General features: G+C 66.6%; 14 protein-coding genes. 8 read left to right on the top strand and 6 right to left on the bottom strand.

The features are described from left to right. Positions 1-27: 27 nt before the first annotated feature. The gene (gene acs / locus ASD73_RS04180) at positions 28-1,995 is read right to left on the bottom strand and encodes an acetate--CoA ligase (protein ID WP_235534126.1); all 1,968 of its coding nucleotides are present in this window, start codon (positions 1,993-1,995) and stop codon (positions 28-30) included. A 97-nt stretch (positions 1,996-2,092) separates the two neighbouring features. Between acs and amaB the strand changes: the two genes are divergently transcribed. Then, the gene (gene amaB / locus ASD73_RS04175; protein WP_200934872.1) at positions 2,093-3,592 is read left to right on the top strand and encodes an L-piperidine-6-carboxylate dehydrogenase; all 1,500 of its coding nucleotides are present in this window, start codon (positions 2,093-2,095) and stop codon (positions 3,590-3,592) included. A 25-nt stretch (positions 3,593-3,617) separates the two neighbouring features. On the opposite strand, the gene ASD73_RS04170 is transcribed toward amaB, so the two are convergent. The 3 genes from ASD73_RS04170 to fsa all read right to left on the bottom strand — a co-directional run bounded on the left by ASD73_RS04170 (position 3,618) and on the right by fsa (position 6,647). Beyond that, on the bottom strand, positions 3,618-5,123 hold the full coding sequence (locus ASD73_RS04170; RefSeq protein ID WP_056370308.1) for an acetyl-CoA acetyltransferase: 1,506 nt from the start codon (positions 5,121-5,123) through the stop codon (positions 3,618-3,620). A 2-nt stretch (positions 5,124-5,125) separates the two neighbouring features. After that, positions 5,126-5,920, bottom strand: a complete 795-nt coding sequence (locus tag ASD73_RS04165) for a crotonase/enoyl-CoA hydratase family protein (RefSeq protein ID WP_056368890.1) — start codon at positions 5,918-5,920, stop codon at positions 5,126-5,128. 76 nt (positions 5,921-5,996) lie between these two features. Further along, entirely contained in the window at positions 5,997-6,647 is a 651-nt protein-coding gene (gene fsa / locus ASD73_RS04160) for a fructose-6-phosphate aldolase (protein WP_056368892.1), read from the bottom strand. 397 nt (positions 6,648-7,044) lie between these two features. Here fsa and ASD73_RS04155 point away from each other — a divergent pair, with 397 nt between their 5' ends. From ASD73_RS04155 to ASD73_RS04135, 5 genes are read left to right on the top strand one after another with little or no spacing between them, the layout of a single operon-like run. Further along, the gene (locus ASD73_RS04155) at positions 7,045-8,388 is read left to right on the top strand and encodes a serine hydrolase domain-containing protein (protein ID WP_162248131.1); all 1,344 of its coding nucleotides are present in this window, start codon (positions 7,045-7,047) and stop codon (positions 8,386-8,388) included. Between the two features lie 48 nt (positions 8,389-8,436). Continuing rightward, positions 8,437-9,798 (top strand): DNA repair protein RadA, encoded by a 1,362-nt coding sequence (gene radA, locus ASD73_RS04150; RefSeq protein WP_056370310.1) that lies wholly within the window; start codon positions 8,437-8,439, stop codon positions 9,796-9,798. A 10-nt stretch (positions 9,799-9,808) separates the two neighbouring features. Then, the gene (locus ASD73_RS04145) at positions 9,809-10,345 is read left to right on the top strand and encodes a CvpA family protein (RefSeq protein WP_082521349.1); all 537 of its coding nucleotides are present in this window, start codon (positions 9,809-9,811) and stop codon (positions 10,343-10,345) included. Next, positions 10,342-10,770, top strand: a complete 429-nt coding sequence (locus ASD73_RS04140; RefSeq protein WP_056368897.1) for an iron-sulfur cluster assembly scaffold protein — start codon at positions 10,342-10,344, stop codon at positions 10,768-10,770. The genes ASD73_RS04145 and ASD73_RS04140 overlap by 4 nt, the downstream gene beginning before the upstream one ends. Beyond that, on the top strand, positions 10,767-12,674 hold the full coding sequence (locus ASD73_RS04135; protein ID WP_056368899.1) for a cation:proton antiporter domain-containing protein: 1,908 nt from the start codon (positions 10,767-10,769) through the stop codon (positions 12,672-12,674). Before ASD73_RS04140 ends, ASD73_RS04135 begins: the two co-directional genes overlap by 4 nt. Here ASD73_RS04135 and aroB read toward each other — a convergent pair. Beyond that, positions 12,660-13,772 (bottom strand): 3-dehydroquinate synthase, encoded by a 1,113-nt coding sequence (aroB, locus tag ASD73_RS04130; protein ID WP_056368901.1) that lies wholly within the window; start codon positions 13,770-13,772, stop codon positions 12,660-12,662. The two genes, ASD73_RS04135 and aroB, sit on opposite strands and share 15 nt — an antisense overlap. Continuing rightward, entirely contained in the window at positions 13,760-14,338 is a 579-nt protein-coding gene (locus ASD73_RS04125) for a shikimate kinase (RefSeq protein ID WP_056370312.1), read from the bottom strand. The genes aroB and ASD73_RS04125 overlap by 13 nt, the downstream gene beginning before the upstream one ends. Positions 14,339-14,466: 128 nt before the next feature. Between ASD73_RS04125 and ASD73_RS23410 the strand changes: the two genes are divergently transcribed. Together ASD73_RS23410 and ASD73_RS04120 are read left to right on the top strand one after the other, a co-directional pair. Continuing rightward, positions 14,467-14,592 carry a hypothetical protein gene (locus ASD73_RS23410; protein WP_268800058.1) on the top strand — a complete coding sequence of 42 codons (126 nt, stop codon included), beginning with the start codon at positions 14,467-14,469 and terminating at the stop codon, positions 14,590-14,592. Continuing rightward, positions 14,589-16,406 carry a hypothetical protein gene (locus tag ASD73_RS04120; protein ID WP_056368903.1) on the top strand — a complete coding sequence of 606 codons (1,818 nt, stop codon included), beginning with the start codon at positions 14,589-14,591 and terminating at the stop codon, positions 16,404-16,406. The genes ASD73_RS23410 and ASD73_RS04120 overlap by 4 nt, the downstream gene beginning before the upstream one ends. Positions 16,407-16,431: the final 25 nt, after the last annotated feature.

The following is a 16,431-nucleotide window of genomic DNA, read 5'->3' as shown; positions in this document are numbered from 1 at the left end:
GGATCAAGTCCGGGATGACGATTGGGGTTATTTGTTCTTCCGCCCTTCGATCAGCCCGTCGACCAGGCTCGGGTCGGCCAAGGTCGAGGTATCGCCCAGCGATCCAAAATCATTCTCGGCGATCTTGCGCAGGATGCGGCGCATGATCTTGCCCGAGCGCGTCTTGGGAAGCCCCGGGGTCAAATGGATATGGTCGGGGGTCGCGATCGGGCCGATTTCCTTGCGGACCTGCTGCTTGAGCGCCGCGGCGACCTCTTCGGTCGGCTCGACCCCGGCGTTGAGCGTCACATAGGCGTAAATGCCCTGACCCTTGATGTCGTGCGGGAAGCCGACAACCGCGGCCTCGGCAACGAGGTCGTGGAGGACGAGCGCGCTTTCGACCTCGGCGGTGCCCATGCGGTGGCCCGAGACGTTGATCACATCGTCGACGCGGCCGGTGATCCGCCAATAGCCCTCGGCGTCGCGGCGGCAGCCGTCGCCGGTGAAATATTTGCCTTTGTAGGTCGAGAAATAGGTTTCGGCGAAGCGCTGATGGTCGCCGTAGATCGTCCGCGCCTGCCCGGGCCAGCTGTGCGTGATGCAGAGGTTGCCCTCCGATGCGCCGCCCGTCTGCTCGTCGACGAGCACGCCGCCCTCGGCATCGACGAGCTGCGGGCGGATGCCGAAGAAGGGCTTGCCCGCGCTGCCGGGCTGCATCGGATGCGCGCCGGGCAGGGTGGTGATCATGATGCCGCCGGTTTCGGTCTGCCACCATGTGTCGACGACGGGGACGCGGCCCTTGCCGACGATCTGGTGATACCAGCGCCACGCCTCGGGATTGATCGGCTCGCCGACGCTGCCGAGCAGCCGGAGGGAGCTCAAATTGTGGCGCGTCACATAGTCATCACCCTCGCGCATCAGCGCGCGGATCGCGGTCGGCGCGGTGTAGAGGATGTTGACCTTGTGCTTGTCGACGACCTGCCAGAAGCGGTCGTGGCCGGGGTAATTTGGCACGCCCTCGAACATCAGCGTCGTCGCGCCATTCTGAAGCGGGCCGTAGACGACGTAGCTGTGGCCGGTGACCCAGCCGATGTCGGCGCTGCACCAGAAGATTTCGCCGGGACGATAGTCGAAGCCATAATAGAAAGTGCTCGCGGTCCACACACTGTAGCCGCCGACGGTGTGGAGCACGCCCTTCGGCTTCCCCGTCGAGCCCGAGGTGTAGAGGATGAATAGCGGATCCTCGGCACCCATCGGCTCGCACGGGCATTCGGCATCGACGTCGGCCGACAGCGCGTCGTACCAATGGTCGCGGCCCTCTTTCATCGCGACGTGGCCGCCGGTGTGTGCGATGACCAGCACAGCCTTCACATCGACGCGCTCAAGTGCCTTGTCGACATTGGCTTTCAGGGGAACGACCTTGCCGCCGCGCAGCCCTTCGTCGGCGCAGATCACCCAGTCGCTCGCGCAATCCTCGATGCGGCCGTGGATCGCCTCGGGCGAAAAGCCGCCGAAAACCACGCTGTGCACGGCGCCGATCCGCGCGCAGGCGAGCATCGCCACCGCACCCTCGGGGATCATCGGCATATAGATGGTGACGCGGTCGCCCTTTTGGACGCCCATCTTCTTCAGCGTGCTCCCGAAGCGGATGACGTCGGCGAGCAGCGTGGCATAGCTGATATGGCGCGTTTCGCCATCGGGGGCGTCGGGTTCGAAGATGATGGCGGTGCGGTCGCCGTGCCCCGCCGCGACATGACGGTCGACGGCGTTGTGGCATAGGTTGATGACGCCATCCTCATACCATTTGATCTCGACGGGATCGTAGGACCAGTCGCCGATCGTGGTCGGCGGCGTGATCCAGTCGATCCGCTTCGCCTGTTCGGCCCAAAAGGCATCGGGATCGGTTATGCTCTGCGCGTAGAGCCGGTCGTAGTCGGCGGCGCTGCAGTGCGTCTTGGCCGCGGCATCGGCGGGGACGGGAACGAAGGGTTCGGAGGGGGGCAGTTCGGACGACACGGGCGACTCTCCCTATTGGGTTTGCTTTGTTCGCGCGAAGCGATAACCCGCGAGCCGCAAGTTGCAAGGCGCTCGCGCGCTGATGAAGGGACTATATATGCTTCAACTGGGCCAGGAGACAGGGGAACTCCTCGACAGGCTGGGCGTCGACCGTGCGCTATGGACCGACGGATCGATGCCGTCGGTCACGCCGCTGACCGGCGAGCGGCTCGGGATGGTGCAGGTGGCCGATGCGGCGGCGATCGACGAAAAGCTCGACGCGGCGGCCGCAGCGTTCCGTTCGTGGCGCAATGTCCCCGCACCGCGCCGCGGCGAACTCGTTCGTTTGTGGGGCGAGGAATTGCGCGCCGCGAAGGACGATCTGGCAAAGCTGGTGACGATCGAGGCGGGCAAGATCGCGTCCGAAGGCGCGGGCGAGGTGCAGGAGATGATCGACATCTGCGACTTTGCGGTCGGGCTGTCGCGCCAGCTCTATGGCCTCACGATCGCGACCGAGCGGCCGGGGCACCGGATGATGGAGGTATGGCATCCGCTGGGTGTCGTCGGGGTGATCTCTGCGTTCAATTTCCCGGTCGCGGTGTGGGCGTGGAACGCGGCGATCGCGCTGGTGTGCGGCAACAGCGTCGTGTGGAAGCCGTCGGAAAAGACACCGCTTACGGCCTTGGCGACGCAGGCGATTTTCGAGCGCGCGGTCGCGCGGTTCGGCAATGCGCCCGCGGAGCTGGCGCAGCTCTTGATCGGCGGGCGCGAGGCGGGCGAGTCGCTGGTCGACGACAAGCGCGTGGCGCTGGTGTCGGCGACGGGTTCGACACGCATGGGCCGTGCGGTTGCGCCGCGGCTGGCGCAGCGTTTTGCGCGCGCGATCCTCGAACTGGGTGGGAATAATGGCGCGATCGTCGCGCCGTCGGCCGACCTTGACCTCGCGCTGCGCGGGGTGGCGTTCGGGGCGATGGGGACCGCGGGGCAACGCTGCACGACGACGCGGCGGCTGTTCTTGCACGACAGCATCTACGACGGTTTCGTCGCTAAGCTTAGGGGCGCCTACAACAGTGTTGGCGTCGGCAATCCGTTGACAAGCGATGTGCTCGTCGGGCCGCTGATCGACCGCGCGGCCTATGAGAAGATGCAGGATGCGCTGAGTGCCGCGCGCGCTGCGGGCGGGGCCGTCCATGGCGGCGAGCGGATCGGCGAGGGCGCGAGTTTTTACGTGAAGCCGGCGCTCGTCGAGATGCCGGGGCAGGTCGGGCCGGTGCTCGAAGAGACCTTTGCGCCGATCCTTTATGTCATGCGCTATTATGATCTGGACGGGGTGATCGAGCTGCACAACGATGTCGCGGCGGGGCTGTCGTCGGCGATCTTCACCACCGACATCCGCGAGGCCGAGCGCTTCCTCGTCGCGAGCGACTGCGGGATCGCGAACGTCAATCTCGGCACCTCGGGTGCCGAGATCGGCGGCGCGTTTGGTGGCGAGAAGGAAACCGGCGGCGGGCGTGAAAGCGGTTCGGACAGCTGGAAGGCCTATATGCGGCGCGCGACGAATACGCTGAATTATTCGGATGTGCTGCCGCTGGCGCAGGGGGTGAGCTTCGAGTTGTAGTTCCTCCCATAAATGGGAGGGGAGATCAGGTCGCGCGCCAGCCGAAGCCTTCTGCGAGGGCGACGACCTGACCCGCGGCGCCAACCGGCTCCCGCGTGCCGTCGGTCAGGAATGCCAGCATCGCCGCGTCGCTGACATCGACATGCGCGAGTGTGCGCTTCCCGTTGGGCGTGCGTGCGACGACAACGCCTGCTTTCGGCTCCCCGTCGCGAGCATAAAACACCGTATAGCTCTCGATCGTCGCCGGGCCGGCATATTCCTCGACCAGTTCCGGCACCGGCCCGCGCTTCGCCTCGGCTTCGGTCTGATAGTCGAAATCCTGCGGAAAGCTCGCGGCGGTGATCGGCTGGCTTCCGAGCACGATACAATGATTGTCGGTCGCGAAGCCGCCGTTGGCGAAGAGGAAGCCATAGCGGCCTTCGGTGCGGAGCTTGTCGACCATCGAGACGATCGCGTGGCTCATATAGTTCGCGATCGGCCCGCCGCCGAAAGTGAGGCCGCCGAACACCGTTGCGGGGCGGTCCCACGGCCAGCCGAGGATCCGCCGCGCCATCTTGGGGACGCACGGGAAGCAGCTGTAGAGCTCGACGAAATCGAAATCCGCGGCGGTCATCGCGTTCAGTTCGAGCGTACGCGCGATCGAGGTCTCCATGCTGACGCTGCCGTCGTAACGGTCGCGGTGGAGGATGCTTGGCGGCTCCTTTGCCGCCGCGCCCATGCCGATATGGATCAGGCGGTCCTCGGGGATGCCGCGGCGCCACGCCTCGGCGAGGCTCGCGACGATGAAGCCCGCGCCCTGGTTCACCGAAGAGTTGGCGACCATCAGTTTAGAATAGGGGAAGGCGATCGGGCGGTTGCGTTCGTTGACCTCCAGAATATCCTCGGGCGAAGCCGGGTTGCGGATCCACGCGCCGTCGTTTCCGGCCGCGACCTCGGAAAAGCGCGACCAGATTTCGGCGCTTTCGAATTGGGCTTCGGCGAGGCTTTGGCCCCACGCCGCGCGCGTCGCGTTTTCATAGAGCGGATAGACGTCAACCGGCGCCGCCAGCCCGTGAAGCTGGGCGTAGTTCGGTTCGCGCCGCGTCGCAACCTTGCGGATCGCGTTATAGCTCTTGTCCTCGCCGCTCGCGGCCTTGGCCGCGCGGCCTGCGGCGGTGCGCAGCGCCTCCGCGCCGACAATGGCAGCGAGCCTGACCTCGCCCGCGCCGATGCGGTTCGCGGCTTCGTTGAGCAGGCGGACGGGCGTGTCGCCGTGCGGGGCGGCGGATTGGTAGTTGACCGCGGGATTGGCGCCGATCGCGGCGGCGAGGGGATCGCACAGCTTGCCGAGGCTGTGGAAGCTGATCTGGTCGACGATCGCGAGGCTGTCGAGTTCTGCAAGCAGCCCGCCCCCGGCATCGGCATCGGCGATCTTGAGCGCCGCGACCATCAGCCCGAGCGAGTCGAGCCCTTGGTCGGGGTCCTCGGGCCGGTCGTTGACCTGTCCGACCCCTATGATGACGGGAATGCGCTCGGGGTCGGTCATCACCATGTTCAGCGTGCCTTCCACACCGGCTTGCGCTTCTCGGCGAAGGCAAGCGGGCCTTCGCGTGCGTCTTCGCTGCGCATCAGCACGCCGCGTTCGCGGGTGTTGTGCTCCCAATAGGGCGCGTCGGCGGCGATGCGGCCCTCGTCGATGCCGAGCGCGACGCGCTTCGACGCCTGCACCGAAAGCGGCGCGTTGGCGGCGATCTTTTCGGCGAGCGCGAGTGCGGTGGGGAGCAGGTCGGCGAGCGGGACGACATGATTGACCAGCCCGAATTCGGCGGCGCGTGCGGCGGGGATCGGATCGCCCGTGAGCATATATTCCATCGCGAGCTTCTTCGGCAGCTGCTGGGCGAGGCGGAAGGCGCCGCCCGCCGCGGCGAACAGCCCGACCTTGACCTCGGGCAGGCCGAATTGCGCATGGTCGGCGGCGACGATGATGTCGCTCATCAGCGCGATTTCGCAGCCGCCGCCGAAAGCGAAGCCGTTGACTGCGGCGATGATCGGTTTCGAGATCGGGTGCGAGACCATGCCGGCAAAACCCCATGCCTGCTGCGCCGGATCGTCGGGGTAAAGGCTTTCGCCGCGCGACAGCGCGACAAGGTCGGCGCCCGCGCAGAAGCTCTTGTCGCCCGCCCCGGTGACGACGACGACGCGGATTTCGGGGTCGTTTTCGGCTTCGTCCAGCGCAGTGCCGATGCCTCCATGGACCGCGGCGTTGACCGCGTTGCGCGCTTCGGGCCGGTTGATCGTGACGATCAGCACATGTCCGCGGCGTTCGGTGAGGATGGTGGTGTCGGTCATCGCGAATCTCTCCCTTTCGGGCGAGTATCGCGATGACTTAACGTTTACGTCAACTGCTAAGAGCGTCAGGCGTGTCTCAGATCGACTGTCCGGTCTTCGCCCAGTCGACGAGGAAGCCTTCGATGCCCTTTTCGGTCAGGATATGCTTGAACAGCCCCTTGATCACCGACGGCGGCGCGGTCATCACGTCGGCGCCGATCTTCGCGGCTTCGAGCACATGGATGCCGTGACGCACGCTTGCGACAAGGATCTCGGTCTCATAGCCGTAATTGTCGTAGATCAGGCGGATGTCGGAGATGAGCTGCATCCCGTCGAAGCCATTGTCGTCGTGACGGCCGACGAAGGGCGAAACGAAGGTGGCGCCGGCCTTGGCGGCGAGCAAAGCCTGCGCGGCCGAGAAGCAGAGCGTGACATTGACCATCGTGCCGTCGCCGGTCAGCGCCTTGCACGTCTTGAGCCCGTCGATTGTCAGCGGCACCTTGATGCAGACGTTCGGCGCGATCTTGCGGAGGATTTCCGCCTCTTTCATCATCGTCGCATGGTCGAGCGCGACGACCTCGGCCGACACGGGGCCGGTGGTCAGCGCGCAGATTTCGCGGGTCACTTCCTTGAAATCGCGGCCCGACTTGGCGATCAGCGACGGGTTGGTGGTGACGCCGTCGAGCAGGCCGGTCGCGGCGAGTTCCTGGATGTCGGCGATTTCGGCGGTGTCGGCGAAGAATTTCATGGCGCGGGGCGTTCCTTGTGCGAGCGATTCGTCGTTCCGCCTATAGCCCTCCCGCCGCCGAGACCAAACAGGCCGATGGGCGGCCACGCACAATTGACGAGCGGGCCGTCGCTGTGCATGGAACTGACGTGCGCTCGTCACTGGCGGGCACACAGACGCGCCGATTAGGGCACCGGATCGGCGTTGGAAGGACAACAGGCGGGCGCTGCCGACACACGGTGGTATTGCTATGCCCTTTCTCGAACGACGCCAAATTCTCGCCGGAAGCCTGACCTTGCCGCTCGCCGGTCTTTTGCCATCTCATCGGGCGGAGGCTTCTGAAACGCGCGACATTTTTGAATTGCTGCTTCGGCCGACGGTTCATACCGGGACCGAGCGCTGGTCGCTCGCCGAACGAATGGCGCACGGTCGCGTTCCGGGGGTCGCTATCGCCATTCTGCGCAAGGGCGAAATCGCCAGCGTGACGGGCTATGGCATCCGAAGCGCCGGACGGACTTCACCGGTTGGGCGCGATACGCTCTTTTCGGTCGGATCGGTCAGCAAGATTGCCGCCGCCGCGCTCTGCCTGAAGCTCGTGTCGCTGGGGCTTCTGGACCTCGATCGCAACGTCGACCACTGGCTGAAGCGCTGGCGGATTCCCCCGGGTCCTGCCGGGGATAGCGTGGCGATCAGCTTGCGGATGCTGCTTTCGCACACCGCAGGTTTCAGCGTGCATGGTTTCGAGGACCTTGTTCCGGGAGCACCTCTGCCGACGCTCGTCCAGACGCTCGATGGCGCCGCACCTGCAATCAATAAGGCGGTGACGCGGATCGACCCGGCGGGGACGCGGTCGCGCTATTCGGGCGGCGGCTATATGGTCGTGCAGGCGGTCATCGAGGATGCGCTGGGCCTGTCGTTCAACGCAGCGGCGTCGCGTTACTTGTTCGCTCCTCTTGGCATGATGCGCAGCCGGTTCGATGCCGCCCCGGCAGACGATACGACCGATATTGCGCATGCCCATGACGGCAACGGCAAAGCGGTGGCGCTTCCGCGCGGCTGGCAGAGTTTCCCCGAGCTGGCGCCGTCGGGCCTCTGGACATCCGCCGGCGACCTCGCCCGTCTCGTCCTTGCGCTGGGCGCGAGCTACCGGGCGCCGGGCGGCTTTCTGCCGCAGGATCTGGCGCTCGATATGATGACGGCGGTTTCACCGGGGCCTTTCGGTCTGGGGCCGCGCCTGGCCGGCGAAGGCGCCGCGCGTATTTTCCATCATGCGGGGGCGAACGACAGCTACAAGGCTTATATCGAAGGCAATCTTGCCTCGGGCGACGGTCTGGTGATTTTGACGAACGGTGCCAACGGCGACGTGCTGGGCGATGAAATCCGCAACGCGGTTTCCGATGCGCTGTCATGGCCGGGCGACTGGTCGGTGCAGACCGGGCCGATCGCGGCGACCAGTCTGACCGAAAGCTTCACCGGCACCTATGAACGGCGGCTGGATCATAGCCGGACGCTGGCCGGCATTCTCGATACGAGCTTTAGTGCAGAAAGCCTCGAGATCGGTCTGGCTGCGCAAGGTCTGCAAATGACGGCGAAAGGAAAATCGCGTACCTTGGTCGCTGTAACGAGCACCCGTTTCGTGGTGCCCGATGCCTATATTCCGGCGGGGACGTTGCAGCTGTCGTTCGATCGCGGCGCCGATCGCTTGGTGCGGGGCCTGACGGTTATCGGCGGCGGCGGGGTTCTGCTTTTCGACCGAGCCTAAACCCGAAACCTCTGGCGTTCCGTCTTTGTTCCGATTATGCGCGAACGCATGGCTAAAGCGAAACGTCAATATGTCTGCCAGAATTGCGGTTCCGCAACCTATCGCTGGCAGGGCCAGTGCGCCGATTGCGGCGAGTGGAACACGCTCGTTGAGGAAGCGGGTGAAACCGTGTTTTCCGCCAAGCACGACCTCAGCCGCGGCGGGCGTACAATCGCGCTCGAAACGCTCGACGCCGACAGCAAGATGCCCGACCGCATGCTGTGCGGGATCGCCGAATTCGATCGCGCGCTCGGCGGCGGTTTCGTCGCGGGGTCGGCGACGCTGATCGGCGGCGATCCGGGGATCGGCAAGTCGACCTTGCTGCTGCAGGCGGCCGGAAGGCTCGCAAAGGCGGGCAAGTCGGTGGTGTATATCAGCGGCGAGGAAGCGGCGGCGCAGGTGCGGCTGCGCGCGCAGCGGCTGGGGCTCGGCGATGCACCCGTGGCGCTCGCCAGCGCGACATCGGTGCGCGACATATTGGCGACGCTCGACAAGCAGACGGCCGATTTCGTTGTGATCGATTCGATCCAGACGATGCATAGCGACCTGATCGACAGCGCGCCGGGGACGGTGAGTCAGGTGCGCGCGAGCGCGCAGGAACTGATCCGTTATGCCAAGGACAGCGATGCCGCGATCGTGCTCGTCGGGCACGTCACCAAGGACGGGACGATCGCGGGGCCGCGCGTGCTCGAGCATATGGTCGATACCGTGCTGGCGTTCGAGGGCGAGCGCAGCCACCAATATCGCATCCTGCGCGCGGTGAAGAACCGCTTTGGCGGCACCGACGAAATCGGGGTGTTCGCGATGGGCGAGGAAGGGCTGGGCGAAGTCAGCAACCCGTCGAGCCTGTTCCTGACCGACCGCAGCCTTGATGTGCCGGGATCGGTGGTGTTTCCGGCATTGGAGGGCACGCGGCCAGTGTTGGTAGAGGTGCAGGCGCTCACCGTGCGGCTGGCGAGCGGCGCGACACCGCGCCGGGCTGTGGTCGGCTGGGACAGCGGACGGCTGGCGATGGTGCTCGCAGTCTTGGAAGCGCGCTGCGGGCTGCAGATGGGCGCGGCCGAGGTCTATCTCAACATCGCGGGGGGCTATCGGCTCACCGATCCCGCCGCCGACCTTGCGGTCGCCGCGGCGCTGATTTCGGCGTTCAGCGAGCGCCCGGTGCCCGCCGACGCAATCGTATTCGGCGAGCTGTCGCTGTCGGGCGAAGTGCGGCAGGTTTCGCACGACGGGCTGCGACTGCGCGAAGCGGCGAAGCTCGGTTTTTCGCGCGGCTGGGGTCCCAAGGGCATGAAAGCGGTCGGCGGGATTTCGGTCACGGGTTTTGAACGCCTCGGCGAACTCGTTGACCTGATGCTCGGGCGCGACTAGCGACCGGCGAATGGGAAGTCTGACGGCTCTGGATATCGTCGTGCTGGTGCTGGTTGGCGGCGGCGCGGTGCTCGGTTTTTCGCGCGGCCTCGTGCAGGAGGTGACGACGCTGCTCGCGTGGATCCTCGCGATCGCGGCGGTGCGTTTCTTTCACCCGCTTATGACCGAGCTGCTCGCGGGCTGGGTCGGGACCGAGGGGGGCGCCGCGGCGCTCGCCTTCGTGCTGCTCTTCGGCGGGGTGTTCGCGCTCGCCAAATGGGGATCGCGCGCGATGGGGCAGCGCAGCCGCGCGTCGCTGGTCGGCGGGTTCGATCGCGGGCTGGGCGCGGGTTTCGGTGCGGTGAAGGGCCTGCTGATCGCCTCGATCGGCTTCATGCTCGTCACGTTGCTCTATGATATAGGGTATGGCGTTATGCAGCGCCCCGCATGGATGACCGACAGCCGCACCTATCCGGCGCTCAATGCAACGAGCAGCGCGATGAGCAAGGTCATTGCCGAGCGCCGCGCACAAGCGCGCGAGGCCGAAGCCAAGGCCGAAAAGCCATGAGTGCGCCGCTCTATAATCGCGACATTTTGGCGCTGGCGGTTGCGACCGCGGAATATCTGCCGATCGCCGATGCGCGCCACCGCGTGAGCAAGCGCGCGCCGCTGTGCGGCAGCGCGATCATTCTCGATCTCGATACCGACGATGCGGGCCGCGTGACGCGCGTCGGCATGCATGTCGAGGCGTGCGCGCTGGGGCAGGCATCGGCGGCATTGCTTGCGCGCCACGCGCCGGGGCTCGGCCTAACCGAACTGCGCGCCGCGCGCGACGGGATCGCCAGCTGGTTCGCGGGCGCGGACGCACAGCCCGACTGGCCGGGTTTCGACCTGCTCGCGCCGGCGCAGGGCTATCCGGCGCGCCACGGCGCGATCCTGCTGCCCTTCGACGCCGCCATCGCGGCGCTTGAGGATCAGGCGGCAGCGGCATGACGCTGCTCGCGCTCACGGCGGCTGCCGCAGAAGCCGCCGGGAAAGTCGCGGAGACCGCAACCGATACCGCGCTGGTCGAAGGCGCGATCCTGCTCGGCGTTGCGACTTTGTTCGTACTGATTTTCCGCCGGCTCGGGCTCGGCGCCGTGCTTGGTTACCTGATCGCGGGCGCAGTCGTTGGCCCGCACGGGCTCGGGCTGGTCGGCGGCGGCGAATCGAAGCTCGCCTTTGCTGAACTCGGGATCGCCTTCCTGCTTTTCCTCGTCGGGCTCGAATTGTCGCCGCGGCGGCTCTGGGACATGCGCCGCGCGATCTTCGGGCTTGGCCTGGCGCAGGTGGTCGTGACCGGGCTCGTGCTCACCGGGCTCATCCATCTGACTTTGGGATTCAGCCCCGCGGCCTCGCTCGCGCTCGGTCTGCCGCTTGCGCTGTCGTCGACCGCGCAGGTGCTTCCGGGGCTCAAAAGCTCGGGACGGATCAATTCGCCCTTTGGCGAGAAAGCCTTCTCGATCCTGCTGTTCCAGGATCTGGCGCTCGTACCGATGATCACGATCGTCGCCGTGTTGTCGCGCGCGCCCGCCGATCCGTCGGCGCCGCCGGGGTGGCAAATGGCCTTCTTCACCTTGTGGGCGATCGTCGTGCTCGTTCTCGCGGGCCGCTTCGTGGTCAATCCGCTGCTCCGGATCATCGGACGCTATGGCGAACGCGAGCTGTTCGTCGTCGTCGGGCTGCTCACCATCCTAGCGAGCGCGGCGCTGATGCACAGCCTGCACCTGTCGACCGCGCTCGGCGCGTTCATCGCCGGGGTGATGCTCGCCGACTCGCCTTATCGGCACGAGATCGAATCGGATGTCGAGCCCTTCCGCCTGATCCTGCTCGGCCTCTTCTTCCTGGCCGTCGGCATGGTGCTCGACGTCGGGGCGGTGATCGAGCGGCCGTTGCTCGTCCTCGGGCTCGCGCTCGGGCTCGTTGCCGTGAAGGTCGTTGTCCTCACATTGATCGTGAAATTGTTCGGCAAGCCGTGGCCGGTGGCGCTCGGGCTCGGCCTGTTGCTGAGCCAGGGCGGCGAGTTCGGTTTCCTGCTGTTCGCGCAGGCGGCCGACGCGCTGCTGATCCAGCCCGAAGCGGCGAGCCTGTTCAGCGCGGTGGTGACGCTGTCGATGGTGACGACGCCGTTCCTGATGCTGTTCGCGCGCAACCTCGAATTTTCGCCCGCCGCCGAGCCGTTCGACCTCGACGATCCGGCGGGTGCGCCGCGCGGGTCGGCGATCGTCGTCGGCTATGGACGGTTCGGCCAGATCGTGTCGCAGATGCTGCATGGCGTTGCCTGTTCAGTCACGCTGATCGACAAGAAGCCGAGCCAGATCGAGCTGTCGAGCCGCTTCGATACCAAGGTTTATTTCGGCGACGGGCTGCGCGTCGACCTGCTGCGCCGCGCGGGCGCCGATGAGGCGCGGCTGATCATCTTTTGCATCGACGATGCCTCGGTCGATGCCGCGGCGTTGAAACCGGTCGTCGATGCGTTTCCGAATGCGAAAGTCCTGATGCGCGTATTCGATCGCCGCCAGTTGCTCGCGATCGAGGGGGCCGGGGTCGACGGGGTCATTCGCGAGGTCTTTGAAAGTTCGGTCGCGATGGGCCTCACGGCGCTGCGCTATCTCGACGTCGATCCGCGCGAGATGGAAGATGTCGAGGCGACCTTGCGCCATCTCGACGAGACGCGGCTGCAGGCACAGATCGACGAGGGCGATATTTCGGCGGGCATGGACCATCGCTTCAAACCGGGCGGCGGTCGCGAGGCCGAAAGCGTGCTTGAGAAATTCCGTTTGCGGCGTCTGGCGGCGAAGGCGCTGAAAGACGATCCGAAGGACGAGGAAAGCGAGCAGGCGTCAGCGATGAACTGACGCCTGGCCGTCGAGGAACGCCGCGACGGCATCGAGTCCATAGTCTTCGGTGACGAAGCTCTGTCCGATACCGCGGGTCAGGATCAGCGGCAGCTTGCCGCCGCGCACCTTCTTGTCGTGCGCCATGTGCCCCGCGAGGGTCGCGCCATCACTGTTGACGCCCGCACTCGCGAGGCTGTGCGGCAGGTCGACGCTGGCGAGATGCGAGCGCACGCGTTCGGCATCGGCCGCGGGGCAAAGGCCGTTCGCGGCCGAAAACTGGTGTGCGAGGACCATGCCCGCCGCGACCGCTTCGCCATGGAGCAGCCGGTCCGAATAGCCCGTTTCGGCCTCGAGCGCATGGCCGAAGCTGTGGCCGAGGTTGAGCAGCGCGCGGATATCCTGCGTCTCGCGCTCGTCGGCGGCGACGATGCGCGCCTTGGCGGCGACGCTGTGCGCGATCGCCTTGTGGCGTGCTTCGCTGTCGCCCGCGAGCAGCGCCGCGCCATGCTCCTCGCACCAGGCGAAGAAACCGGCGTCGTCGATCAGGCCATATTTGACGACTTCGGCATAGCCGGCGCCGAGTTCACGGCGCGGCAGCGTTTCGAGCGTCGTCGGGTCGATCACGACGAGCGCGGGCTGGTGGAAGGCGCCGATCAGATTCTTGCCCGCCGCCACGTTGATCGCGGTCTTGCCGCCGACGCTGCTGTCGACCTGCGCCAGCAAGGTGGTCGGCACCTGGATGAAGTTGCAGCCACGCTTGACGATGCTGCACGCGAAGCCGACGAGGTCGCCGATCACGCCGCCACCGAGCGCGATGACATGGTCGCCGCGCTCGACGCCTTCGCCGATCAGCCATTCGGTCAGGCGCGCGAGCCCGGCCCAGCTCTTCGTGCCTTCACCCGGGTCGAGCACGAAGGAGGAGAAGGAGATATTCTCCATCGCGAGCGAGGTGCCGAGCGGGGTCAGATAATGTCCGGCGACATGCGTGTCGGTGACGATCATCGTGCGCGGGCGTTTCAGAAGCGGCGCGACATGCGCGCCGATGTCACGGATCAGCCCGTCGCCGATCAATATCGGATAGCTGCGGCTGCCCAGCTCGACGGTCAGGCTTTCCATTTCGGATCTTCCCACTTTGACAGGGCCTCGAAGATCGCTCGCACCGTATGGTCGTGCGGCGTGCTCGCCGAACTGACGCGAAGATGCGCCTCGGCATAGATGGGATTGCGGACCGCCGCCAGTTCGCGCAGCACCTCGGCGGGGTCGCGATTCTTGAGCAGCGGACGGTGGCTGCGGCGGCCGACGCGTTCGACGAGCGTCGGGATGTCGGCGTCGAGCCAGATGCAGAGGCTGCCCTGAAGGATCAGGGCGCGCGTCTCTTCATTGACGAAGGCGCCGCCCCCCGTCGCGAGCACCATCGGCCTTTCGCCCAGCAGGCGCGAAATCACGCGGCGTTCGCCGTCGCGAAAATGCGCCTCGCCGAAACGCGCGAAAATATCGGAGATCGTCATGCCTGCCGCGCGTTCGATTTCGTCGTCGGCGTCGGCGAAGCGCATGCCGAGGCGTTGCGCGAGGCGGCGGCCGATCGTTGATTTTCCCGACCCCATCAGCCCGACGAGCACGATCGACCGGTCGCGGATCGACGCGGGGACTGCTGGAGCCGGGCTTTTCGGGTTTCGCGACATGGTGCGCGCGGCTATACCGAAGGGGCCGCGCGGAACAATGGTTTTGCTGCGGTTCAAATGAGACGAACGGCAGGCATTGGATATTGCGCGCACGGGGCAGATCGGGAAAAGGCCGCTGGATCGCACGATTGATCGTGCTGGCGCTGGTGCTGGTGGCGTTCTTTCTGTTGCTGCTGTTCCTTGGCCGGCCGATCGAGCCGCGAATGATTGAGGTGGACGTGACCGACAAGATTGCCGAAAGCGCTCCACGATGAAGATGAAAACGCTTTCGCTGACGCTGGGCCTTTCGGGCACCGCACTTGCCGCCGCGCTGGTCCTGCCCGCGCTCGCACAGGAATCGCTGCTGCCCGAAGGCTTTGGCAACCCCGCCGAGACGCCCGCGCCGCGGCCGACCCCCACGCCGTCGCCGACCGCGACGCCGACGCCGGGATCGGCGCCGGTTAACGGAACTGCCCCGCCGCCCGTCGCGCCGACGGTCGGGACCACGAGCGCGAGCGCATCCGCCGAAAACGGCGAAGAGGGCGAGGACGGTGGAGAGGTCGAATCGGGCGGGCTGAAATACGACTTGCCGCCGGGCGCGCGCCGCCTGCTCACGCGTATCGGGCCGCTAACGCCCGAAACGGGCGGGCTTGCACCCGATGCGTTCGGCGTACGCGGCCAATACGCCGCCGCGATCATGCGCAAGACGAACGGCCAGTTCGCATCGCGCTGGGGCCAGATATTGCTTCGCCGTTCGCTCGCCTCGGCGATCGACACCCCCGACACGATCAATGGCGCCGACCTTGCGGCCGATCGTGCCTCGCTGCTCCTTCGCATGGGTGAATCGATCGCGGCGCGCTGGATCGTCCAGTCGGTTGATTATGACCGTGCCAGCCCGCGCCTCGTCGCCGCGGCGCAGCAAACCTATCTCGCCACCGCCGATCCGGCGGGCATGTGTCCCTATGTCCCTGCGGGTCTCGCGCATGGCGACGAGCAGGCGTGGCGCCTGTCGTCCGCCATCTGTTCGGGGCTGTCGGGCGAAGCCGGACCGGCGGGCTGGGCGATCGGCCGCGTGCGGTCGAGCGGCAAAATCTCGAACTTCGACATCTTGCTGACCGAACGCGTGCTTGGCGCAACGGGCGCCGGGCGCCGCTCGACGACGATCGAGTGGGACAATGTCGACCGGCTGACGAGCTGGCGTTTCGGCATGGCGACCGCGACCGCGATCCCGGTGCCCGAGCCGCTGCGCACCGCGGCACCCTCCAATATCAAAAGCTGGACGGTGCTTGCGCCGATGACCGACATGGCCAGCCGCGTCGCAGCCGCGCCCGAAGCCGCCGCGCGCGGCGTGCTGTCGAGCGAGGCCTATGTGTCGCTCCTGAGCGCCGCGGCGAGCGAAGAAGAGCCCGCCGAGGCGATCGTGACCCAGACCGATCGGCTGCGCGGCGCGTTTCGCCTTGCGGCCGGCGCCGACCGCTATGCTGCGATGCAGCAGCTGTGGGGCGCGGGCGGCACGCCGACGCAAAGCTATGCCGCGATGGTCGCTACCGCACGCGCCGCCGCAGCCTTGCCGGTCAATACCGACGTGGGCGGCGATCCCTGGCAGCTGCTGGGGTCGATGCTCGCGGGCGGATATGACGAAAATGCGATTGCGTGGGTTCCGACCGTTTCAGTCGGCAGCCGCGCATGGGCCGTGCTCGCGGTGGGGTCGCCGCGGCCGCTTACGGGCATGACCGCGGGCGCTGTCGGTCAGTTTGCGGGCGACGACGACAGCGCCGATACGCTGCGATCGAAATTCCTGCTGGCGGGGCTCGCGGGCCTCGGGCGGCTCGATGCGAGCGCGGCAGCGTCGGCGGCGAGCGATCTCGAGGTCGATCTGGGCAAGCAGACACGCTGGTCGCGCGCGATCATGGCCGCAGCCGAGCGCCGCGAGCCGGGCATGGTGGCGCTTCTCGCTGCGGCGGGGATGCAGGGCGAGTGGTCGAAAGTGCCGCCCTATCATCTCTATTATATCGTCCGCGCACTGCGCGACGTGGGCCTCGCGTCCGAAGCGCGCATGATCGCGGCCGAAGCGCTGGTGCGTGTCTGAGCCCATAATGCTGCCGGACATCGGC

The sequence above is a fragment of the Sphingopyxis sp. Root154 genome (assembly GCF_001427105.1).
In the GTDB taxonomy this organism is placed as follows: domain Bacteria; phylum Pseudomonadota; class Alphaproteobacteria; order Sphingomonadales; family Sphingomonadaceae; genus Sphingopyxis.
The sequence above is the reverse complement of the archived record's forward strand: the minus strand, read 5'-3'. Positions and strand labels throughout refer to the sequence as shown.

What these genes read in the sequence shown, in the direction of transcription:
- ASD73_RS04155 (WP_162248131.1), top strand. Translation starts at nt 7,045, where the DNA reads ATGGCGCACGGTCGCGTTCCGGGGGTCGCTATCGCCATTCTGCGCAAG.
- ASD73_RS04165 (WP_056368890.1), bottom strand. Translation starts at nt 5,920, where the DNA reads ATGACCGACACCACCATCCTCACCGAACGCCGCGGACATGTGCTGATC.
- radA (WP_056370310.1), top strand. Translation starts at nt 8,437, where the DNA reads ATGGCTAAAGCGAAACGTCAATATGTCTGCCAGAATTGCGGTTCCGCA.
- ASD73_RS04135 (WP_056368899.1), top strand. Translation starts at nt 10,767, where the DNA reads ATGACGCTGCTCGCGCTCACGGCGGCTGCCGCAGAAGCCGCCGGGAAA.
- ASD73_RS04145 (WP_082521349.1), top strand. Translation starts at nt 9,809, where the DNA reads ATGGGAAGTCTGACGGCTCTGGATATCGTCGTGCTGGTGCTGGTTGGC.
- ASD73_RS04140 (WP_056368897.1), top strand. Translation starts at nt 10,342, where the DNA reads ATGAGTGCGCCGCTCTATAATCGCGACATTTTGGCGCTGGCGGTTGCG.
- ASD73_RS04170 (WP_056370308.1), bottom strand. Translation starts at nt 5,123, where the DNA reads ATGGTGATGACCGACCCCGAGCGCATTCCCGTCATCATAGGGGTCGGA.
- ASD73_RS04125 (WP_056370312.1), bottom strand. Translation starts at nt 14,338, where the DNA reads ATGTCGCGAAACCCGAAAAGCCCGGCTCCAGCAGTCCCCGCGTCGATC.
- fsa (WP_056368892.1), bottom strand. Translation starts at nt 6,647, where the DNA reads ATGAAATTCTTCGCCGACACCGCCGAAATCGCCGACATCCAGGAACTC.
- amaB (WP_200934872.1), top strand. Translation starts at nt 2,093, where the DNA reads ATGCTTCAACTGGGCCAGGAGACAGGGGAACTCCTCGACAGGCTGGGC.
- aroB (WP_056368901.1), bottom strand. Translation starts at nt 13,772, where the DNA reads ATGGAAAGCCTGACCGTCGAGCTGGGCAGCCGCAGCTATCCGATATTG.
- ASD73_RS04120 (WP_056368903.1), top strand. Translation starts at nt 14,589, where the DNA reads ATGAAGATGAAAACGCTTTCGCTGACGCTGGGCCTTTCGGGCACCGCA.